The sequence below is a fragment of the Oculatella sp. FACHB-28 genome (assembly GCF_014696015.1).
In the GTDB taxonomy this organism is placed as follows: domain Bacteria; phylum Cyanobacteriota; class Cyanobacteriia; order Elainellales; family Elainellaceae; genus JAAUTN01.
This window is the reverse complement of record NZ_JACJPJ010000080.1, coordinates 1-17,525: the sequence shown is the minus strand read 5'-3', so window position 1 is coordinate 17,525 and position 17,525 is coordinate 1. Positions and strand designations below refer to the sequence as shown.

The window sequence follows — 17,525 nt, the reverse complement described above, 5'->3', positions numbered from 1 at the left end:
CTTCGTCCTGTTTGGATATTGATTCCGTTTGTAATCCAACTGATTGCAAGCTGGGTTTTGTTGCGATCGCCCGAAATCCAAGCGTTCTTATCTTCTTAGCGCGCAGAACAGTCGAGATAGTCATCTCATCGTTTCATTACTGATTGAGCGTAGAGATACAAAATCGTGTTTCTCATGCGATCGATGTCACCGTTTTGAGGATGTAGTAAGTAATGCGAAATCGACTAGTTCTAGCAGCGATCGGGCTGTGTGCTGCCTTGCTGGTATTGATCAACCACCCGCTCGTGCTTGCACAACCTGCTAGCGTTGCGATCGGGTCAGGAGGTGCTGTTGCCACGGTTGATGCTCGCGCCACGCAGATTGGGATTGATGTGTTAAAGGCAGGCGGCAATGCGATCGATGCGGCGGTTGCTGCCGCTGCTACTTTGGGCGTTGTGGAGCCGTTCTCAGCCGGAATTGGCGGCGGTGGGTTCATGGTGATTTACCGCAAAACCGACGATCAGGTAATTACGATCGATGGACGTGAACAGGCTCCAGCTTCCACCAGTGTCGAGATGTTCAACGATCCCGCCACTGGAGAGCTGCTGCCGTTTTCGCCCAATCGTATTAGCAGCGGACTGGCGGTTGGCGTACCGGGAACGCTGCTGACCTGGACAGAAGCGCTGAACCGCTACGGCACCGTTTCACTCGCGCAGGCACTCGCCCCAGCGATCGCCCTGGCAGAAGAAGGCTTTTCCGTGGACGCCACGTTTGCCAGCCAGATTCAAGAGAATCAAGCTCGATTTGCAACCTTCAGCTCGACTCGCGATCTGTATTTGCCTGCTGGTGCGCCGCCCGCTGTTGGCTCGATTTCTAAAAATCCCGACCTGGCTAAAACCTATCGGCTTGTTGCCCAGAATCCGAACGTATTTTATCGCGGTGAAATTGGCGAGGCGATCGTTCAAACCGTGCAGCATCCACCAACCGTCGAAAATCCGCCGTTTGCGGTTTTGCCGGGAAACATGACGATGGCTGATTTGGACGATTACGATTTGCACGTGCGAACCCCAGTTGCGATTGACTATCGCGGCTATCAGCTTTACGGCATGGGTTTACCGAGCAGCGGCAGCATCACGGGTGGACAAGCCTTAAAGCTCCTGGAAGGCTTTGACCTCGCCAGCCTCGATCGTCCGCAAGCGCTCAATAAGCTGATCGAAGCAGAACGGATTGCTTTTGCCGATCGCGCTGCTTTCTTGGGCGATCCGGAGTTTGTAGATGCTCCGATTGCTGGATTGCTCAGCCGCGAATATGCCGACCTGCGACGGACAGAAGTGGGCGATCGAGCGATGACAGGAGGTCGTGATGCCAAAGCGACCGCCGGGAATCCGCTGCCGTTCCAATCCGATCCCAGTCCTAGCTTGAGCGCGATCCCCGCTGCCCAGATTAGTGACCATGAAGGCTTATCGACTACCCATTTGACTGTTGCCGATCAACTCGGCAATGTGGTTTCTTACACGCTGACGATCGAGGCGACAGGTGGCAGCGGCATCGTCGTTCCGGGCTACGGCTTCATCCTCAACAATGAGCTCACCGACTTCGACCCGACGCGCCCCCATCCCAATGCGCCCGAACCCCAAAAGCGCCCACGCAGCAGTATGGCACCGACGATCGCTTTTGCCCCGGATGGTACTGTCATCGCCTTTGGCTCTCCAGGCGGCTCCACGATCATCACGACCGTTTTGGGGATTGCCACGCATCTAATCGAGTTCAAACTGCCGATCGATCAGGCGATCGCCGCTCCACGCATTTCCCAGCGCAATGGCGGCGTGACGCAAGTTGATAGCGGGTTTGAAGCAACTGAATTGGGTCAGGCGCTTTCTGCCTTGGGTCACGTCCTCGAACCTGTACCGGAAATCGGTGCAGCAACAGGAATTGTGATTCGACCCGATCGCACCATGACGGCAGCGGCAGAACCGACTCGGCGCGGCGGCGGTGCAGCAATGACGGTGCGATCGTGAGTCCCCCAGCTTGTCATACTCAAAGTGTGAATGAGCAAAAGATTTGGCAAATTTACCCATGAGTGGCGCAATCCTACAACACTAGTAGGTCGCTTGGCATGAGCATTGCCTTCATCGAGCGCGAGGGTGAGACCAACAAAGACGCAGTACAGGCACCTGAACCGCTAACTCGGTGCTGCGCTCGTCGCACTCTTGCCCGTTATTGTCTTGTGTCCTGCTTGCCCCCCACTCGAACGGTGTCGGCTGTTGATTCAACATTGAAAGGGTTAGAGTAATTTGTAACTTCTTGGGGCGAAGGGTCTGAAGTTGTTCGTAAAAGCTCACCCCAGTACTGAAACTAACTACCCACTGCTGTTTAATAAGAATGTATTTGATCGGCATCGTACAAAACGATGTGAGATTTAAACAGTTCTTACACTAAATCCGTTTCTGTTTTTGCCAAGGAATCTGCTGCAGCATCCGAATGTAAAGGGCTGTTGCCAGTTATTGTTTCTGCTGTACGGTAGTCAACCTGATCTGATTGCTAAAACCATGCAGGACTATGGTTGCCTGGATATTCTGGTAAATAACGCTGGGATTGATGGTGAGCAAGCTCTCATCGCTGATAGCAGTATTGAGAACTGGCGACGAGTCCTATCGGTTAATCAGGATGGAGTCTACTTTGGGATAATGTCTATTCCTACTGCCTTTAAGGGGTGACATTATCTGCCCGAAATTATCTTGCTCAATGTCTGGTGGTACTGTCGATATTCCTTGAGCTACCGAAACTTGGACGGAGTGAACTATGGAAGCGAACAAATCTCCATGCTTTGAATCAGCCTATGCTCAAAAGTGAAACAATGTCCCACACGCTCATCGGCAAGGATCATTCCAGCCAGGTCGCGCACAACCTGATGCACCTCGACCAAGATGCGCCCGCCATCCTCTGGGTGAAAAGCCACTGGCTCCACATGCCCATCGATCTCGCTCCATTGCTCCGTCCAGTAGGCACGGATTTCCTCTGGTCCACGAACAAAACCGCCTTTAAAGGCACGCGGCCAAACCACGTCGGCACTCATGAGGGCAAGGGCGGCATCGATGTCTCGCGCATTGAAGGCGGCGTAAGCTGCGTGCAGCAGCTCAATTTCTGGTGCAGGTTGATTTGACATATAGATGATTGAGGACGAGAAATAGTGTCTAACGATCGTAGATCGCTTGGAAGGAGTAGTGTTTTCATTTGTTAGTGATGCAACATCTTCGTTGCGTAGCTGCTGCAATGCAGAGACAAATCACCCAGACTCCTACGATCAACAATCTTGCTATCTTCTAGGTGATGGACATTCCGTGTAGTCTCCCATCATAAAGTTGTGGTGGATTAATCAGTTGCTTTCTCATTGTGTCTAAGTTCTTTTCCTACTGGTCTAGAGTGTAGCCAGTTCTAATACTCGGTTTCTTGCAGATTCTTACAATGTTTTGTCACATTCTTATGGTTTTAGCGCCCCTGCTTGGGTGTTATTCCAGTTAGGCGTTTAAAGTGTCGTGTTAAGTGGCTTTGGTTAGAAAAGCCCACTCGTAAGGCAATGTCTGCGATCGCCAAATCTGTTCTCTTCAACATCACCTTTGCCCGTTCCACTCGCTGTTGGATCACGTACTGGTGCGGCGATATTCCCATAGCTTGTTTGAACAAACTCGCAAAGTAAGTAGGACTAATATTGATCACACCTGCCAGCTCAGCCAGTGATAAATCTTGATTGAGGTGGGTGTGAATATAGTCGATCGCTTGCTGCAATTGAGAGTGAGTTAAACTTCTATTCTCAGACTTGATGATTAGTGCAGACTGAGAATAGTGTCGTAGCAGATGAATTGCTAACACCTGAGATAATGATTCGACATACAATTGACCCATCATGCCGCCTGATTTCAACTCCGCTAAAAGCAGCATGGCGATCTGATGAAGCTGTAAATCTTGCCTACCGAAACACTCCATGAGATCGATTCGCCTTGTATCCATTTCAGATGCTTCAGCGGTTTGCCTAATCATCTCTGGTTTCAAGTGAATGTGCATCGCATAGCAGATGCCTTCGCGCCGACACCAGTACTTCGGTTGTCCAGCAGGAACAAGGATGCTGTCGCCCTTCTGAATGACGGATTCATGCAAGCGATCGTCAGATTTTTGAGTTACAGAGACAGGTTGCCCTAAGGGTAAGACGAGCCAATGATCTGATGGGGCAGGAAATTCAACTTCAAATGAACTTGAAAGATGGTGATACTGCTCAACTGAAATCCCGTTCCAGCCCATTTGCCGACTGGATAATACCGGAGTTGTATGATCAAACCGTTGCCTGAGTTCACCCAATTGAGGAAGATTTCCTGTCAGTGGATGTCTTGTTCCCCAATCCTGATCATAAAATTGTGTGCTGTCTCTCATTGTCATCTTACTCAGTTCGATCGACAGCCCAAACCTGTTGGCACTAGAGCGATCGCAAAAAAATGCAGTATGGTTTGCCTTTATCCTTTGGAAGTTGGATCGTAGAGAACAACGTTCTCTTGCTCGTTTGGGTCATTTCGAGCAACAAGCGCGTGAGCGGGTTCGGTGTCACTCAAGTTGTAAGGCTGATGTGGAACACCTGGAGGAATAAAGATAAAATCTCCCGCTTCGTTAATCACTGATTGTTTGAGTCCTTCACCGTAACGAGTCTCTACACGCCCTTTGATGAGATAGATTGCGGTTTCATAGTCGCGGTGAAAGTGTGGCTCAGCAGTTCCACCCGCAGGAATGATCACGAGGTTCATTGAAACTCCCTTTGCGCCAGCCGTGCTTTTAGAGATTCCTACAAAATAGGGCAGGCGCTGACGAGTTAGCGTTTCAACGTCAGGGCGCACGGTAACGATCGCACTTAGTGTCTGATCAGGTGATTTAGAGATGTCAGAATGCTCAGAAAATGAATGTTGTACTGTCATAAACTACCTCTTCTAGGAGTCAAAACTTAAAGCCTGGGCGCGTTGTTTTTGCTCAATCGCAACTCCTGCAAAGAGTAGATGTGTTCATTCAGTTTAGTCTGTTCGCTCCAGCTCTGCAAAGACCTCTTTTGCCACCACCAACGCATTGAGAGCGGCTGGAAATCCGGCATACACAGCCCTAAACTTTGCCTTCTCCTCTTTCCATGTCTCCTTCCCCTTGGTTTAAGTGGCGGCATTTCTTACCCCAAATCATCCTGTTCACAGGATTACCGTCATATTAAACGAACCGTAAAACCGATGATGGGATTTAAGTCGTTTAATAGTGCCAGAAGAACATTGAGCGGCATTGAAGCGATGAAGAGGTTCGCATGGGTGAAACTTATCGGTATCACGGACACCACCGTCCTACATCCTGGATCGCAATCAAAACTTCCGCCACTGCTGCCCGATCTCCCAGAGCATAGATAACCGAATTTAGCGCCAATATATCAGGCAGAAAGTCCCGACGAGATTGGAAAGATAACGAGTGGAGTATATTTTGCCAAAGGGGAAAAAGTTTACCCGTTTGCATCTTTGACATCTCGGACGCTAGGGCAATCAAAGCTGAAGCTACGCTCGCCGCGATCGCGCTCAAACCGAATATCCTTAGCAATGGCGAGCGCTTCTTGTAACAAATCAGGTGGCAGCTTAGGCGCTAAGATCTTTAGAGCCTTGAGACGATCGTTCTCATACTGAATAGCCTTGGTGGCTGCGAGAGCTTCTTGCAGTGCTTCTTCTTTTAGATTTTGTGGTAGATAATCGCTGATCTCCGTAAGTAAAATTGCTTTAGTTTCTGGGTTCGAGCTTTGCAAAGCATAAGCTAGTCCTTGTTTAGGAACCCGTACATATTTTTGGAGCAGTGCACCTGGTGAAGGGGGCGGTAAATCAGTACTTAGGCTGTTTAAGGTGGACACAATCAGGGCATAGCGGCATTGCAAAGCGATCGCTTGCGATGGATGATCTTCAAAGAGATCTTCCGCTAACCGCCAAGTGAGTGCCACATCGGCAGCAAAAATGGCGGTTTGTCCTAGATGGCAAGCGAGATGAGCATGAATAATAGCCATCATCAGCACATTATTGCAGAGGAGTGCTAGCCGGTCAGCAGCTTTTGCTTCCTCTATGCCCCAGAGAGTGGCAACCATTGGCGCGGCTACGATCGTATCATCTGGCAAGACCCCCAGCCAAACAAAGTTCTGCCATACTTCTGTGTCATCATCTCGCAATGCATTTAAGCTCAAGTTCAAACAGGCTTCTAAGTGCGTTTCTTCCTTTCGGCGGTGATGGGGTTCTGACACGGTTTCTAGGCGAGCCATTTACTAAGCTAAGCCACAACTAATTTACCTTCTGGCAAACCTGTTCATTCAACTGTTTGTTGATATATTTCATCACTGCAAACTGCTGAGTGTTGTTAACATTATCCCAACTGCTTAACACTGGAGATTCTATTAGTGTATGCTGCAAGTGCGTTTGAGGAACGGAGGATAGTAAATTGGACTGTCGCTGTTCTGCGATCGCCGCTTCCCGATGAATTGCCAACCAGTGCATTAACTGTTGTTCCAACAAACTCAGGTGGTCAAACTGGTGAAACAACAAATCATGCATATCTTTAAACAACTGACTCTCCTCAACTAAAAAGGCTGCAACATTGTCATCATAAAAACTCTGAATTACTGTTGCTGCCAGCTTTAGCGCTAATGGGTTGCCCTGGTAGCGCTCAACCAATTTCTGCACCTGTTCCGTTTGTACAGATAACCCCTTCGCCGCTAATATTGCTCTTCCTTCCTCAATCGATAGTGGCTCTAGTTGCAGTAACCGAACGGCTGCTGTTGGACTTTCTTGAATTGCAATCTCCGTCGGTGTTTCACGACCCGTTAGCAAGATGCTACTTTGATGTCGTCCTTCTCCTAACTGCTGAAACAACCAACCGTAGTCTTCATAACCCAGTCTGTAAGTTCCTATCAATTCACTGCCACTCAAAACTGCTTCAACATTGTCTAGAATTAGCAGACAGCGTTGACGGCGCAACTGTTCTAGCAACTGACGTATCATTGCATCCAGTCGAAGTGGATAGGATTGTTCAGGTGCAACCGCTTGCAACAACTCACTCAGGAAATCGATCAGAGGTGTTGCCTGCCGTAGCGATCGCCATACTACAACCTCAAACTGATCGCTATCCACAAGCTGCTGGGTTAGCTGGGTCGCTAACATGGTTTTGCCGATGCCACCTGTTCCAGCGATCGCCACTAATCTGCAACGGTCTTGTACTATCCACTGCTCCAACACAGTCAACTGCGCCCGTCGTCCACAAAACTGGGAAACATCAGGAGCTTCTCCCCAGTCTACGCAGCTGTACTGCGATGATGCAGATTGCTCCTGCATTTGCCCTTGCTGAGCATACTGCATCAGAACACTTTGCAAATTTAGTTTTGTTACTTGAATTCCTAATTTCCGCGACAGCAGTTGCCATAATTCTGCACCTACATCCTTAATGTAGCTGTACTCGTGATTCAATTTCAGCGAAATCTTTTGGTAAGACTCCTTATTCCAGGCTCCTCGAAAAACACTAAGTTGCAGCTCGCTGAGCGATTGGGGGGATAGGGCTGGCGTGACGATCGCTAATGCTTCCTCAAAGGTCATCATTAAAACACTCCTGCAAGAACCATTTGTTTACCTCTATACAGGTCTCAAAAAATTGGCTCTATTTTTACGCACAGATACTAAATTCGGTTCATTTAGGGCAGATATAAGCCAAGTAACCTTGCAGTATTAGACTTTATCGGAAACTGTTTTGTAGCAATGCTCTGCCGCGCTACAAAACAATTTCCAACCTCAAAAACCTTATCTCCAACAAAGTTTATTCTAAAGAAATTGAATTTTGAGGGAAGAGTGCATATAAATACCGCTGAATTTTTGAGAACTTTATAGAGGTGGATAGCCTCAAGATGGTCTGCCGTCACAAACTCTGTTTAGGAACCGATGAATCAACCGGACGAACGTTTAGAACAGCCCCAACTAGACGATCGCTTGAGACAGCTTGCGATCGCAGCTCAACACCGCTCTCCAGGTAGCTCAGCTAGACAACGGGTTTTAACCGAGCTAATTGGTGTGTTACAGCGTTCGGGCAAGCTCTCTCGTCCCCGGCGAGGTCAGTTTCAAATGCTATATGAGGAAATTTATGTAGAAGCACTACAACATCTGTTTTCATTTATCTGTGAACGCATTGATTCCTACAACCCTCAAAAGGGTGAAGTGTTGCAATGGGTCAATTTTCTGCTAAATCAACGGTTTTTTATCATAGCGAGTCGTGAATTTTTACCAACTGTCTATGAGGGCATGGATGCTAGAACGGTTAAGCGTCTAACGTTGGAGAGCTTAGACGAAAGTAACCCATATGAACTCAATCCTCAGCTGATTCCCCATCTCTCACAGGAGGTAAAGGAGTGTTTAGAGGAAGACCCAGAAGGACTGTTTGAACAAGCCTGTGTTGCTAACCATCCAACCGCCAGTTTTCGATATCTTGCTTTGAGGAGGCTAGAAGGATATTCCTGGCAGGATTTGTCTGCCGAGCTCAATATTGCAATTCCAACGCTGAGTAGCTTCTACCAACGTTGTCTGACTCGGTTTGCGCCGAAATTAAAGACTTATTTATCGTAGCCTTAAGAGACCCAAGTATGACCAGTTCTACCGAGCAAGATCTAACGCTGCCTGTTCCACTCACGCTCAAGGGGCACTATACAGCCCAGCAGTTTTACCAACAGCATTCTGACCCTCAAAAGGCGAAACAGGTCTATCTCAATACCCTGGCGGTCGATGCAGTTTGCTCCTATTTGGGTTGGTTGGGCATTGCAACTAACCTACAAGCAAGTGATAGCTGGAACCCAACTATTCAAGCTCTAGCTGATGTTGCCGATTTGGAAATTCCAGGGCAGGGCAAATTAGAATGCCGTCCCGTGTTACCAGGAGCCACGGTTTGCCGTGTTCCACCCGAAGTTTGGTCTAATCGGATTGGCTATATGGCTGTTCGACTCGATGCAGATCTGCAAACTGCAACTTTGCTAGGCTTTGTGCCAAGTGTAGACACCGAAGAATTGCCGCTTAGTCAGTTGCAGGCGATCGTCACACTGCTGGACTATTTCAAACTACAAAAACAGCCTGAGCCGATCAAGGAGTGGGTTAACTTGGGTCAGTGGATGCAGGGAGTATTTACAGGCGGTTGGCAGGCGATAGAGGAATTATTTGAACCGCAACCGATACTCAGCTTCAGGAGTCTGGAATTATCTAGTCATTCGGGGCAAGCTGGCTTAACGACACGCGGTAAGCTGCTTGAACTGACACCGCAGTTAGATAGCCATAAAGTGGCTCTGCTGGTAGGGTTAATGCCAAATCACTTATGTCAAGTTGATATTTGGGTGAAGCTCTGTCCGATGGGTGCGGCTCCCTATCTGCCAGAGGATTTGGAAGTTAAGGTGCTGGATGAGCAGGGAATAGCAGTGATGCAGGCACAATCCCGTCAAACGGATATGCTGCAATTGAAGTTTCGGGGTGCATCAGGTGAACGGTTTAGCATTGAAATCACACTGAATGATATTAGTGTGGTGGAAACGTTTGTTATCTGATGTCATGTAAAGGAATGAGCAAGTGTTGTGCCTACCGATGGAAAGCTAGTAGTTCTCAAGTTTAATGGTGATTTTCAGCAGGGCTTTCAAGTCATGCTGGAGATTGGCAGTGAGCGCGATCGCCCGTCAATTGAGCTGCTTGGAACGTTGCCGCCCAATCCAGAATTAGCTCTACACCTATTTCAATGGCAACAGCTCTATCGCAGTTTGAGTACTGGACATTCAAGCATTAATAGCCGCATTCAGCCACAAGAGATTATCTATGGCGGCTCCATGAATTACCTGGAGGACTGTCAGCAATCAGCAACAAAAATACAGCACCAGATGACCCGCTGGCTAGAGTCAAGTTCATTTCGCTATCTAGATCAACGGCTGCGGGAAGTTTTGAGCTTGAATGATTCGATTCGAGTGTTGATTCGGACTCAAGATTCACAGTTACGTCGATTGCCCTGGCATTTGTGGAGCTTTATTGAACGCTATTCAAAAACCGAAGTGGCATTGAGTGCACCCGTGTCTGAACGAATTGAGGTAGAGCCACTGACAGCAGTCGATCGAAAGGTAAAAATTCTGGCGATTTTAGGAAACAGTCAGAATATCAATGTGCAGGCTGATCGTCAATTTCTACAAGCACTACCCGATGCGACGGTAACATTTTTAGTAGAGCCGCCACGACAGCAGATTAATCAGCAGCTTTGGGATCAAGCATGGGACATTTTGTTTTTTGCTGGACACAGTAGAACGGAGGGCGATCGCGGATTAATTTATATCAATCCACAGGAAACATTAAATCTGGAGGAACTGAAGTATGGATTGAGGCAGGCGATCGCCAAAGGCTTACAACTCGCTATTTTTAACTCTTGTGATGGATTGGGATTGGCTCAAGCATTAGAACCCTTGCATCTACCCCAAATGATTGTGATGCGAGAACCCGTGCCCGATCGCGTTGCTCAGGAGTTTTTGAAGCATTTATTGTCAGCATTTGCAGGGGGTAAGTCACTTTATCTCTCCATGCGAGAAGCAAGAGAGCGGCTGCAAGGCATAGAAGACCAATTTCCTTGTGCAACTTGGCTTCCGATCATTTGTCAGAACTCAGCGGGAATTCCACCAACTTGGCAGGAATTGGTCAACGGTGTAACGAATAAACATCTTCAAACTCTTGAATATCTCGGTACAGAGATTCGTGCTAATCAGATTCCGCTTGCTAGTACTCCACGAGTTACAGATACTATTCGTGATCGCCGCAATGAAGTTACTTCTAATTCCACCCAAAATCGATGGCATTTGATTCGCCAAATTCGCAACAGATGGTTTGTGGTATTGGTCAGTTTAGTTGTAACCGTTGGAGTTACAGGTATTCGTCCCTTAAGCTGGATGCAAGTTTGGGAGCTGAGCGTTTATGATCAGATGCTACAACAGCGACCGGATGAAGGATCTGATCCGCGTCTGTTGATTGTTGAAGTCACGGATGCCGATATTGAGGCACAGCAACAAAACGGAGAACTGTTAGAGCGGCGATCGCAATCAACTCAATCATTCAATCAACCCGTTGAGACATCGCTGTCTGATCAATCCCTCACCCGGCTATTAGGTGTTCTAGAGCAACATCAACCTCGTGTGATTGGATTAGATATCTACCGCGACTTTCCTGTAGATCCTAATCAAGCAGAATTAGCGGCTCGTTTGGGGCACACTCGGGGACTCATTACCGTCTGTAAAGCAGAAGATTTTGATGATCCAACGATTCCCAGTATTAATCCACCTCCAGAAGTGCCGCCAGATCGAGTGGGTTTTAGTGATTTTAGAGAGGATAGTGACGGCATACTCCGCCGTCATCTTCTGGGGATGCTGCCATTATTGCGAACTCAAGCCTCTCGTTGCAATGTTGAGCGCGCCTTTAGTGTTCAAATTGCTGCTCAATATTTGCATCATCAACAGATAACCACTCAATTTACTGCCAACGGTGATTTACAGTTGGGGGATCAGGTGATTAAAGTTTTGCGATCAAATCGTGGCAATTATCCACGATCAGAGTCAGGTGGAAGCGAAATTTTGCTGAACTACCGTTCTACGAAGGAAATTGCTGCCCGCGTCACACTCCAGCAACTCTTAAATCACCAAATTAATCCTGAATATATCAAAGACAAAATTGTTTTAGTAGGGGTTACAGCACAAGGAGGAGAAGATTATTGGTTTACTCCAACAAATTCTAATGTTGCACTACCGGGTGTGTTTGTTCAAGCCCATATGATTAGTCAACTGCTAAGTGCAGTGTTAGATCAGCGTCCTATCTTAAAGGTTTTGTCGCAATGGCAAACGTTGGGTTGGGTGTGGACATGGGCACTAGTGGGGGGCATTTTAGTATCCTGGCAATGGCAGTGGAAGAATGTGAGGCGATCGCTGATTCACACCGCCCTATACATGACAGTTACCATATTTTTCCTATACGGACTGTGTTTTTTGGGTCTGTTGAGGGGCAGATGGCTGCCATTTATTCCGTCGCTGTTAGCTCTGATTTTATATAACAGCATTGTGATCATTTATTTGATTCATCGATCGAAAAAGGGTTCTACCTCATCACGGCAACTTTGAACGATGTGATTTTGCACAAGTAGCGTGGTTTTAGACAATATGACAAAGGTTTCGGCTCGATTCAGTTCTTCACAACACATCTTAGTATGGACAGGTGTTTTGCTAATAGGAAGCATGGCGATCGACTTCGTACTTCCTCATGCTCAAGCTAACTCGGTTGCATTAGACTCATTTCAAACCAAACAAGTGAGAGGACAGGTTCCAGGACGAAGAAGCGGCGGTGCACGACGCGGAGATTGCCCGGCCCCCTCAACCGAATTAACGGCACTGGTTCCTATGACTGAAGTTCCAACAGAAACTCTGCCTGAAACCTATGTCGGAGGCAGTACAACGGTTGAATATCCAACGTTCTGGTTTTATGTTCCCTACTCGCAGACTGCCAACCTATCCGCAGAATTCATTTTGCAGGATGATACAGGTCAAGATGTTTACCGAATCACATCAGCCGACTTGCCTGCATTTGAACAGCTCCCAGGCATTATCAGCATTTCTCTTCCCTCTACGATCGCCCCTTTGGAAATCGGTAGGGTTTATCAATGGTACTTCAAGTTGAACTGTGGAACAGAGGCACCAATGTATGTGCAAGGCGGCATCGAGCGAATTCCCCTTGAGCCAGATCTGGCATATCAACTTGCTCATGCGTCTCCTCAGGAGCGAGTAAATCTCTATTTAACGAATGACATTTGGTATGACGCAATCACTATGTTGGCTCAGCTTCATCGCAACAATCTAAACAATACAACAATCGAATCCGCTTGGATAAATTTGTTGCAGTCACTCGAATTAGAAAACATTCCAACAGATTTAGAAGAAAGATGAAAAGAGAGAAGCTAATCCTCATTTTTCTAGCTGGAATGGCTACCTTTAGCTATTTCTCGTCAAGGGCGATCGCAAGCTATTTTTCGTCAAATGCGATTAGCGCGGAGCGCAACTCCGAAGGAATCGCAGAACGACCTGTTGGTTCCCTTACCCTGTCGGATTTGGATGAGAATTTGCTAAGTCAATCCGTAGAGTTGAGGCAAGAAGTGGAGCAAGCGTTGGAAGAGGTTGGACAAGACGATGTAGGATGTGTAGCGCCCCTGATTCGTCGTCCTTTTACGGATCTTAATAACACTAGAATTGCTCCTTTTTCTTGTTTCTTTACCGATAACGGGTCCCTCATAATTCAAGCCGAAAATCTTGCTATACTGCCCAACGGCGAAATCATTCAACTTGAGGAATTGCTCAAGCGCAACGGCATTCCTCAAGGAGTTCTCATACAGTTTAGTTTGACATCCTGGCAGTGGACGGATGCAAATTATTAAAGTGTTGTTAATGAAGCCACGGAGACAGACAGATAATTTCTACTGGAATTCATGTCTCGAATTTTTGGACTTGTTGCTTAATTGAGTCCAGAATGAGTTACTCATTCCCGATAGTTTTTGTAACAGAACCCTGTTTCGTAGCTTGGTTGGACAAGCAGGCCCCTAAGTTCATTCCTGACACCGGTGCAGCAGTGGTTGCGACTCTGGTTCTGCTCTGTGACTTCCAATGCTGATACTTGAGTAAGGGAAATGAAGCAACCTGTTTGGCAAGCGCCCAAAAAAGCACGTAGCTTGCTAACAAGCGTTCAAATGAGCTGAAGCGCGCTTCGGTTAATGCCTCGATCACAGCTTGTTGCTCCAGTGGAACTGTTTCTTTGAGCAGAGCGTTTGTTCTACTTCTTAAGATAATCGCGTCACTAAAGCCTTTACGAGCGATCGCCGGATTATGCCCAAGCGCGACCACCTCTGGGCCTGTGCCAGTGTTTCTGACTCCATCGGATTGTTTACCTGTCATGATCGCAGCATCTTCATCACATCGTTGTATCTGACTGCGACGTCCGTCAGGTACGCCCAGAAGTACCAAAGTACCTCTGGTCACTCGATGCCCAAATTGGTGCAGCATGTGATCCTGCGGATTAGCGCCATGGATATCCAAAGAGGCAACTCCGTAGCTGAGAGAAAAAAGTTTGCTGACGTAGGATTCTAGGAGTTGATGCACCCAAGGCACATCTCCGATCACCAAAACTCTCTTGCCTGTGCGGGCTAAAAGTTGTCTGCGCTGAAGATAACGAAGTCCCAGCGTCCACAGCCAAGGACCAAAAATAGCAATTCCAATGTCGGCTAGGGTGAGAACCGGATGAAGCAGTGTTAGTATTCGTGAAATCAGATCGTGAGGGAAGAAAAGTCCCAGCAAAATCAAGAGCAAGATCATTTGAGTGATTGGAATGATGTATCCGAATGGAATTGTCCATCCAAGCACGACCAGTACATACACAGCATGAATTGCCCAAGCAAGCGGAACTTCAGTGACATGAAGTGCCCACTTGCGACCAGTACGAATCAGCTTTCGATTTTCTGGAGACTTGAGCCTCATTCCCCTAGCAGTAGTTCCAGTGATCAAAGCAACACTGCGATCGAGGAAATCTGCCTTGATGGTCTCAAGGATTGCTAAGCTTTCTTCTGTAAGTGTCATCCCTAAGGGGCTTGAGTCGGGAAACACTTGTCTGACTCTGTGAGCAAGATAAAGCAAAAGCTCTGTGAGCGTTTGATGAGCGGCGGCGGCAGTCAAGGTAGCAGGCTCAGCCGTTCTTTGCCCACTGCCATTGGTAAAAATTCTGCGGCTAAAAGCAGCCCCTTTAACGTAAGATTGAGCGATCGCGAATCCCATCCGGCTGTTTAGCTCACCTGTTAAAATAAATAGCCCGCTAATGGCTCCTGCTCGGTAGAGATTATCAAGGGCATGAGTCGCGTGCAGGGTTGGAAAGGTTTGACCAGACTGACTGATCATCAGCACGATCGAGTCTTTACTCAAGTTGAGACTTTGAAGGTCGTACTGTAGTTGTCTTAATACCCGATTTGCAGACAGCGTCTTGATATTCAAGTGAGGAAAGAGTGTTTTTAAGTCCTGAGCAAATCTTTCGCCGACCCACAAGCTATTCTCGATGCCAGTAATCAAGAAATCAACAATTTGTGATTGCTCCAGTTCGTTTGCTAGTCCTGTTCTGAGCATTTTTTCTCGCTTTTCATCAAAGCGCTTAACTTTTTCAATAAGGAGACTTAACAAGTGCTCTGCACTTTGAGAGTTACAAGATCTCGGATTGAGCCAGGTTGCCTCGATCGCTTTAAGCACCTGCGGAATTTCTTGAATGTCGCTTGCAACCGGATCTTGAGTTTCAACTTTAGGAAGCTGAATATATGGATTGTTCTGCATCGGCATCGATCGCTTTTCTAGCTCTGACTCGAGCAATTCGCGACCCTCTGCCATCGAATAGACCGTGACGCTGTTTGTGCCCACTAAGGCTACTTCTCCAGCTTCTTGATCTAAATCTAAACGGTAGGAGTTTGGCATTCCCACCAACACCGAATTCACAGCAGCAGGTTCTGAAGCATAAACCATGTAAGCTTCCGGCAAATTGAACCCGATCGTCATCGGCTGTCCTTGAGAACTCAGCACTAAGCTCTCCTCACTAAGAGTCGAGACTGTAACCAGACCGAAGCTGCCTTCAGCCCGTGACATAAATATCCGCGTCGCCCGGTACAGATCATTGTGTAGAAACGCATCAATTGCCGCTCTTACAAAAGCAGTCTGCTCCTCCTTGGAACGCTGGCTGGGTAAGATATCTTTGCTAGCCTTTAAAAGCTGAGCCTCAAGATGACTCAAATATTCTTTATGGAACAGAATCTCCGCATCATTGTGTTTTTGCCAGATCTCCTCATAAATCTCAGCCCAGCGACTTAGTTCTTGTTGGGAAGGAGCAGTGTTGGGCGCATGTTTAGCAGGTTTTCGCCCACCAAAAGCTGCCTCAATCGATCCAGCAACCTCAAGTTGGTAAGCCAGTTTCAATGAAGCATCCCACATCCCCTGAGTGATTAACAAATCCATCAGCCCAGATATTTTAGGGGAATCTCCAGTCGTAAAATTAGGGGTGTGTAACACTCTTTCGAGCCACAAACCTAGGTTTGCGTTGTCAATTTGTTTGCCAAAGATTTGAAAAGTATCAAGATCTCCGTTATGAGTAATGCGGTGATTGACATTTTTTATACTGCGAATCCATTCGCCGTCTTTAATCTGCCAAACGATCGCGTTTCTAGCTGGCATCCATTCATGCCAGTGAGTCTCAAGAATGGCAGGAGGGCTGCTGGTTCCGTAGCGATAATGCCATACTCCTATTACGACTGACTCTAGCGGCTTTGTGCCTTTAGAAGTAGCTTCGTGCCTGACAAGTTCAAAAGCGTCTTCTAAAGATTGTGTGAGATTGTTCCGCTTCCGATTCAAGACTTTTTCACCAACAAACGTAATCTGGTTATTTTTGTCACGTGCTAAAGTCAATCCACCTCCAGCTTGTTCGCCTCGAATCTCAGTTTCGCGCCCCATCTGATTAAAAGCCTCCACAACTCGCGCTGGTAGAAGCTCTTGTCCGTCTTCAAGAACTCGTTTACCTAAAAACCCAAAATTGCCGCACATCGTTTACCTTCTTATTAAGTTGAAGTTGTTGTAAGTCAAGCAGTAGAGCGACCACAAAATTTCTTTTTGCTGAGTCGCTGTAGGGCTCATACGTTTTCTCCTAGTGACTTACTTAGAGGGTCAGCCTGAATTGCTTCTGTGTTTTCCCGGACGCACCGATTTAGGTTGTTCATCCTTTTCCTTTGCAGTGTCAGCTTTGCGAGGTTGTAAGCGATACCTCACAAGGTTCTCAAGCTTTAAAGGCTAAAATTATGCAGTTTCAGAAAAAATTGTGCAGTACGGCTAGGTATTGATGCTCCTGTAAATCGAGGTTGCAGCACTGTGAGAAAGAATCACTTCAGAAGTTGGAAGTGGAGAGCGGTTGCCATGGATAAATTTTGATGGGGAAGCATTCTTGAAAGCCCATTCGTTGATACACAGTCCCCATCGCAGATGCTTGCAGGATAGCAACTCGATGTCCTAACTCTTGAGCGTCTTCCAGAGCGATTTGCACTGTTTGTGTCGCAAATCCTTTCCCTCTTGCTTCGGGTAGTTTAGAATTTCTTCGGACGAAGGGTCGGAAGTTATTCAGGGAAGTTCGCCTCAGTACCGAAACGACTCACTTACTATGCTTTGATAAGTAATACTCACCGTATAAAAGCTTTAGAGCTTGATTACTTCTTACCCCTCTTTGATCACTTTAAACAGATGAAAACATCAGTTGCAAGTTGAGCCAATGCACCAGTGGGCAGACGGTTGTGTCGCAAAAACTTATTAAGAACAAACGATCGGTATCGTTTACATTCCCTTAAGCAGCAATTCCAAAGAGCGCTTCAATAAACTTCACTTGAGAGACACTATCCCCCTGATCAATTCC

General features: G+C 47.2%; 14 protein-coding genes and 3 pseudogenes. 10 read left to right on the top strand and 7 right to left on the bottom strand.

The window, feature by feature from the left end; translation table 11 throughout:
• Positions 1–212: 212 nt before the first annotated feature.
• The 4 genes and pseudogenes from ggt to H6F88_RS34555 form a co-directional block, all read left to right on the top strand.
• Positions 213–1,997 (top strand): gamma-glutamyltransferase, encoded by a 1,785-nt coding sequence (ggt, locus tag H6F88_RS19360; RefSeq protein ID WP_190644384.1) that lies wholly within the window; start codon positions 213–215, stop codon positions 1,995–1,997.
• Between the two features lie 98 nt (positions 1,998–2,095).
• Positions 2,096–2,272, top strand: a complete 177-nt coding sequence (locus H6F88_RS19355) for a hypothetical protein (protein ID WP_190644383.1) — start codon at positions 2,096–2,098, stop codon at positions 2,270–2,272.
• Positions 2,273–2,432: 160 nt separating this feature from the next.
• A pseudogene (locus H6F88_RS19350) lies at positions 2,433–2,654 on the top strand (SDR family NAD(P)-dependent oxidoreductase); the annotation flags it as partial.
• 12 nt (positions 2,655–2,666) lie between these two features.
• A pseudogene (locus H6F88_RS34555) lies at positions 2,667–2,771 on the top strand (IS6 family transposase); the annotation flags it as partial.
• An 8-nt stretch (positions 2,772–2,779) separates the two neighbouring features.
• On the opposite strand, the gene H6F88_RS19340 reads toward H6F88_RS34555, so the two are convergent.
• The 3 genes from H6F88_RS19340 to H6F88_RS19330 form a co-directional block, all read right to left on the bottom strand.
• Positions 2,780–3,145 carry a nuclear transport factor 2 family protein gene (locus H6F88_RS19340; protein ID WP_190644382.1) on the bottom strand — a complete coding sequence of 122 codons (366 nt, stop codon included), beginning with the start codon at positions 3,143–3,145 and terminating at the stop codon, positions 2,780–2,782.
• 323 nt (positions 3,146–3,468) lie between these two features.
• Positions 3,469–4,404, bottom strand: a complete 936-nt coding sequence (locus H6F88_RS19335) for an AraC family transcriptional regulator (protein WP_190644381.1) — start codon at positions 4,402–4,404, stop codon at positions 3,469–3,471.
• 80 nt (positions 4,405–4,484) lie between these two features.
• Positions 4,485–4,937: a cupin domain-containing protein gene (locus H6F88_RS19330; protein WP_190644380.1), complete on the bottom strand. Its 453-nt coding sequence runs from the start codon at positions 4,935–4,937 to the stop codon at positions 4,485–4,487.
• Positions 4,938–5,198: 261 nt separating this feature from the next.
• Between H6F88_RS19330 and H6F88_RS19325 the strand changes: the two are divergent.
• Positions 5,199–5,294: pseudogene (locus H6F88_RS19325) on the top strand (IS6 family transposase); the annotation flags it as partial.
• Between the two features lie 31 nt (positions 5,295–5,325).
• Here the strand turns inward: H6F88_RS19325 and H6F88_RS19320 are convergent.
• Genes H6F88_RS19320 through H6F88_RS19310 form a run of 3 tightly spaced genes read right to left on the bottom strand, consistent with a single transcriptional unit; the run spans position 5,326 to position 7,616 of the window.
• Positions 5,326–5,508 carry a hypothetical protein gene (locus H6F88_RS19320; RefSeq protein WP_190644385.1) on the bottom strand — a complete coding sequence of 61 codons (183 nt, stop codon included), beginning with the start codon at positions 5,506–5,508 and terminating at the stop codon, positions 5,326–5,328.
• Positions 5,495–6,289 carry a hypothetical protein gene (locus tag H6F88_RS19315; RefSeq protein ID WP_190644379.1) on the bottom strand — a complete coding sequence of 265 codons (795 nt, stop codon included), beginning with the start codon at positions 6,287–6,289 and terminating at the stop codon, positions 5,495–5,497. Before H6F88_RS19315 ends, H6F88_RS19320 begins: the two co-directional genes overlap by 14 nt.
• Positions 6,290–6,308: 19 nt before the next feature.
• On the bottom strand, positions 6,309–7,616 hold the full coding sequence (locus tag H6F88_RS19310) for an NB-ARC domain-containing protein (protein WP_190644378.1): 1,308 nt from the start codon (positions 7,614–7,616) through the stop codon (positions 6,309–6,311).
• A gap of 336 nt (positions 7,617–7,952) precedes the next feature.
• On the opposite strand from H6F88_RS19310, the gene H6F88_RS19305 reads away from it, so the two are divergent.
• From H6F88_RS19305 to H6F88_RS19285, 5 genes are read left to right on the top strand one after another with little or no spacing between them, the layout of a single operon-like run.
• Positions 7,953–8,630, top strand: coding sequence for a sigma-70 family RNA polymerase sigma factor (locus H6F88_RS19305; protein ID WP_190644377.1), 678 nt, complete (start codon positions 7,953–7,955; stop codon positions 8,628–8,630).
• 17 nt (positions 8,631–8,647) lie between these two features.
• Positions 8,648–9,592, top strand: a complete 945-nt coding sequence (locus H6F88_RS19300; RefSeq protein WP_190644376.1) for a DUF1822 family protein — start codon at positions 8,648–8,650, stop codon at positions 9,590–9,592.
• 27 nt (positions 9,593–9,619) lie between these two features.
• Positions 9,620–12,181: a CHASE2 domain-containing protein gene (locus H6F88_RS19295; RefSeq protein ID WP_190644375.1), complete on the top strand. Its 2,562-nt coding sequence runs from the start codon at positions 9,620–9,622 to the stop codon at positions 12,179–12,181.
• 39 nt (positions 12,182–12,220) lie between these two features.
• The gene (locus H6F88_RS19290; RefSeq protein ID WP_190644374.1) at positions 12,221–13,000 is read left to right on the top strand and encodes a DUF928 domain-containing protein; all 780 of its coding nucleotides are present in this window, start codon (positions 12,221–12,223) and stop codon (positions 12,998–13,000) included.
• A gap of 35 nt (positions 13,001–13,035) precedes the next feature.
• On the top strand, positions 13,036–13,485 hold the full coding sequence (locus tag H6F88_RS19285) for a hypothetical protein (RefSeq protein WP_190644373.1): 450 nt from the start codon (positions 13,036–13,038) through the stop codon (positions 13,483–13,485).
• Between the two features lie 97 nt (positions 13,486–13,582).
• Here H6F88_RS19285 and H6F88_RS19280 read toward each other — a convergent pair whose 3' ends face one another.
• Positions 13,583–16,669: a restriction endonuclease, SacI family gene (locus H6F88_RS19280; protein ID WP_190644372.1), complete on the bottom strand. Its 3,087-nt coding sequence runs from the start codon at positions 16,667–16,669 to the stop codon at positions 13,583–13,585.
• Between the last annotated feature and the right edge of the window lie 856 nt (positions 16,670–17,525).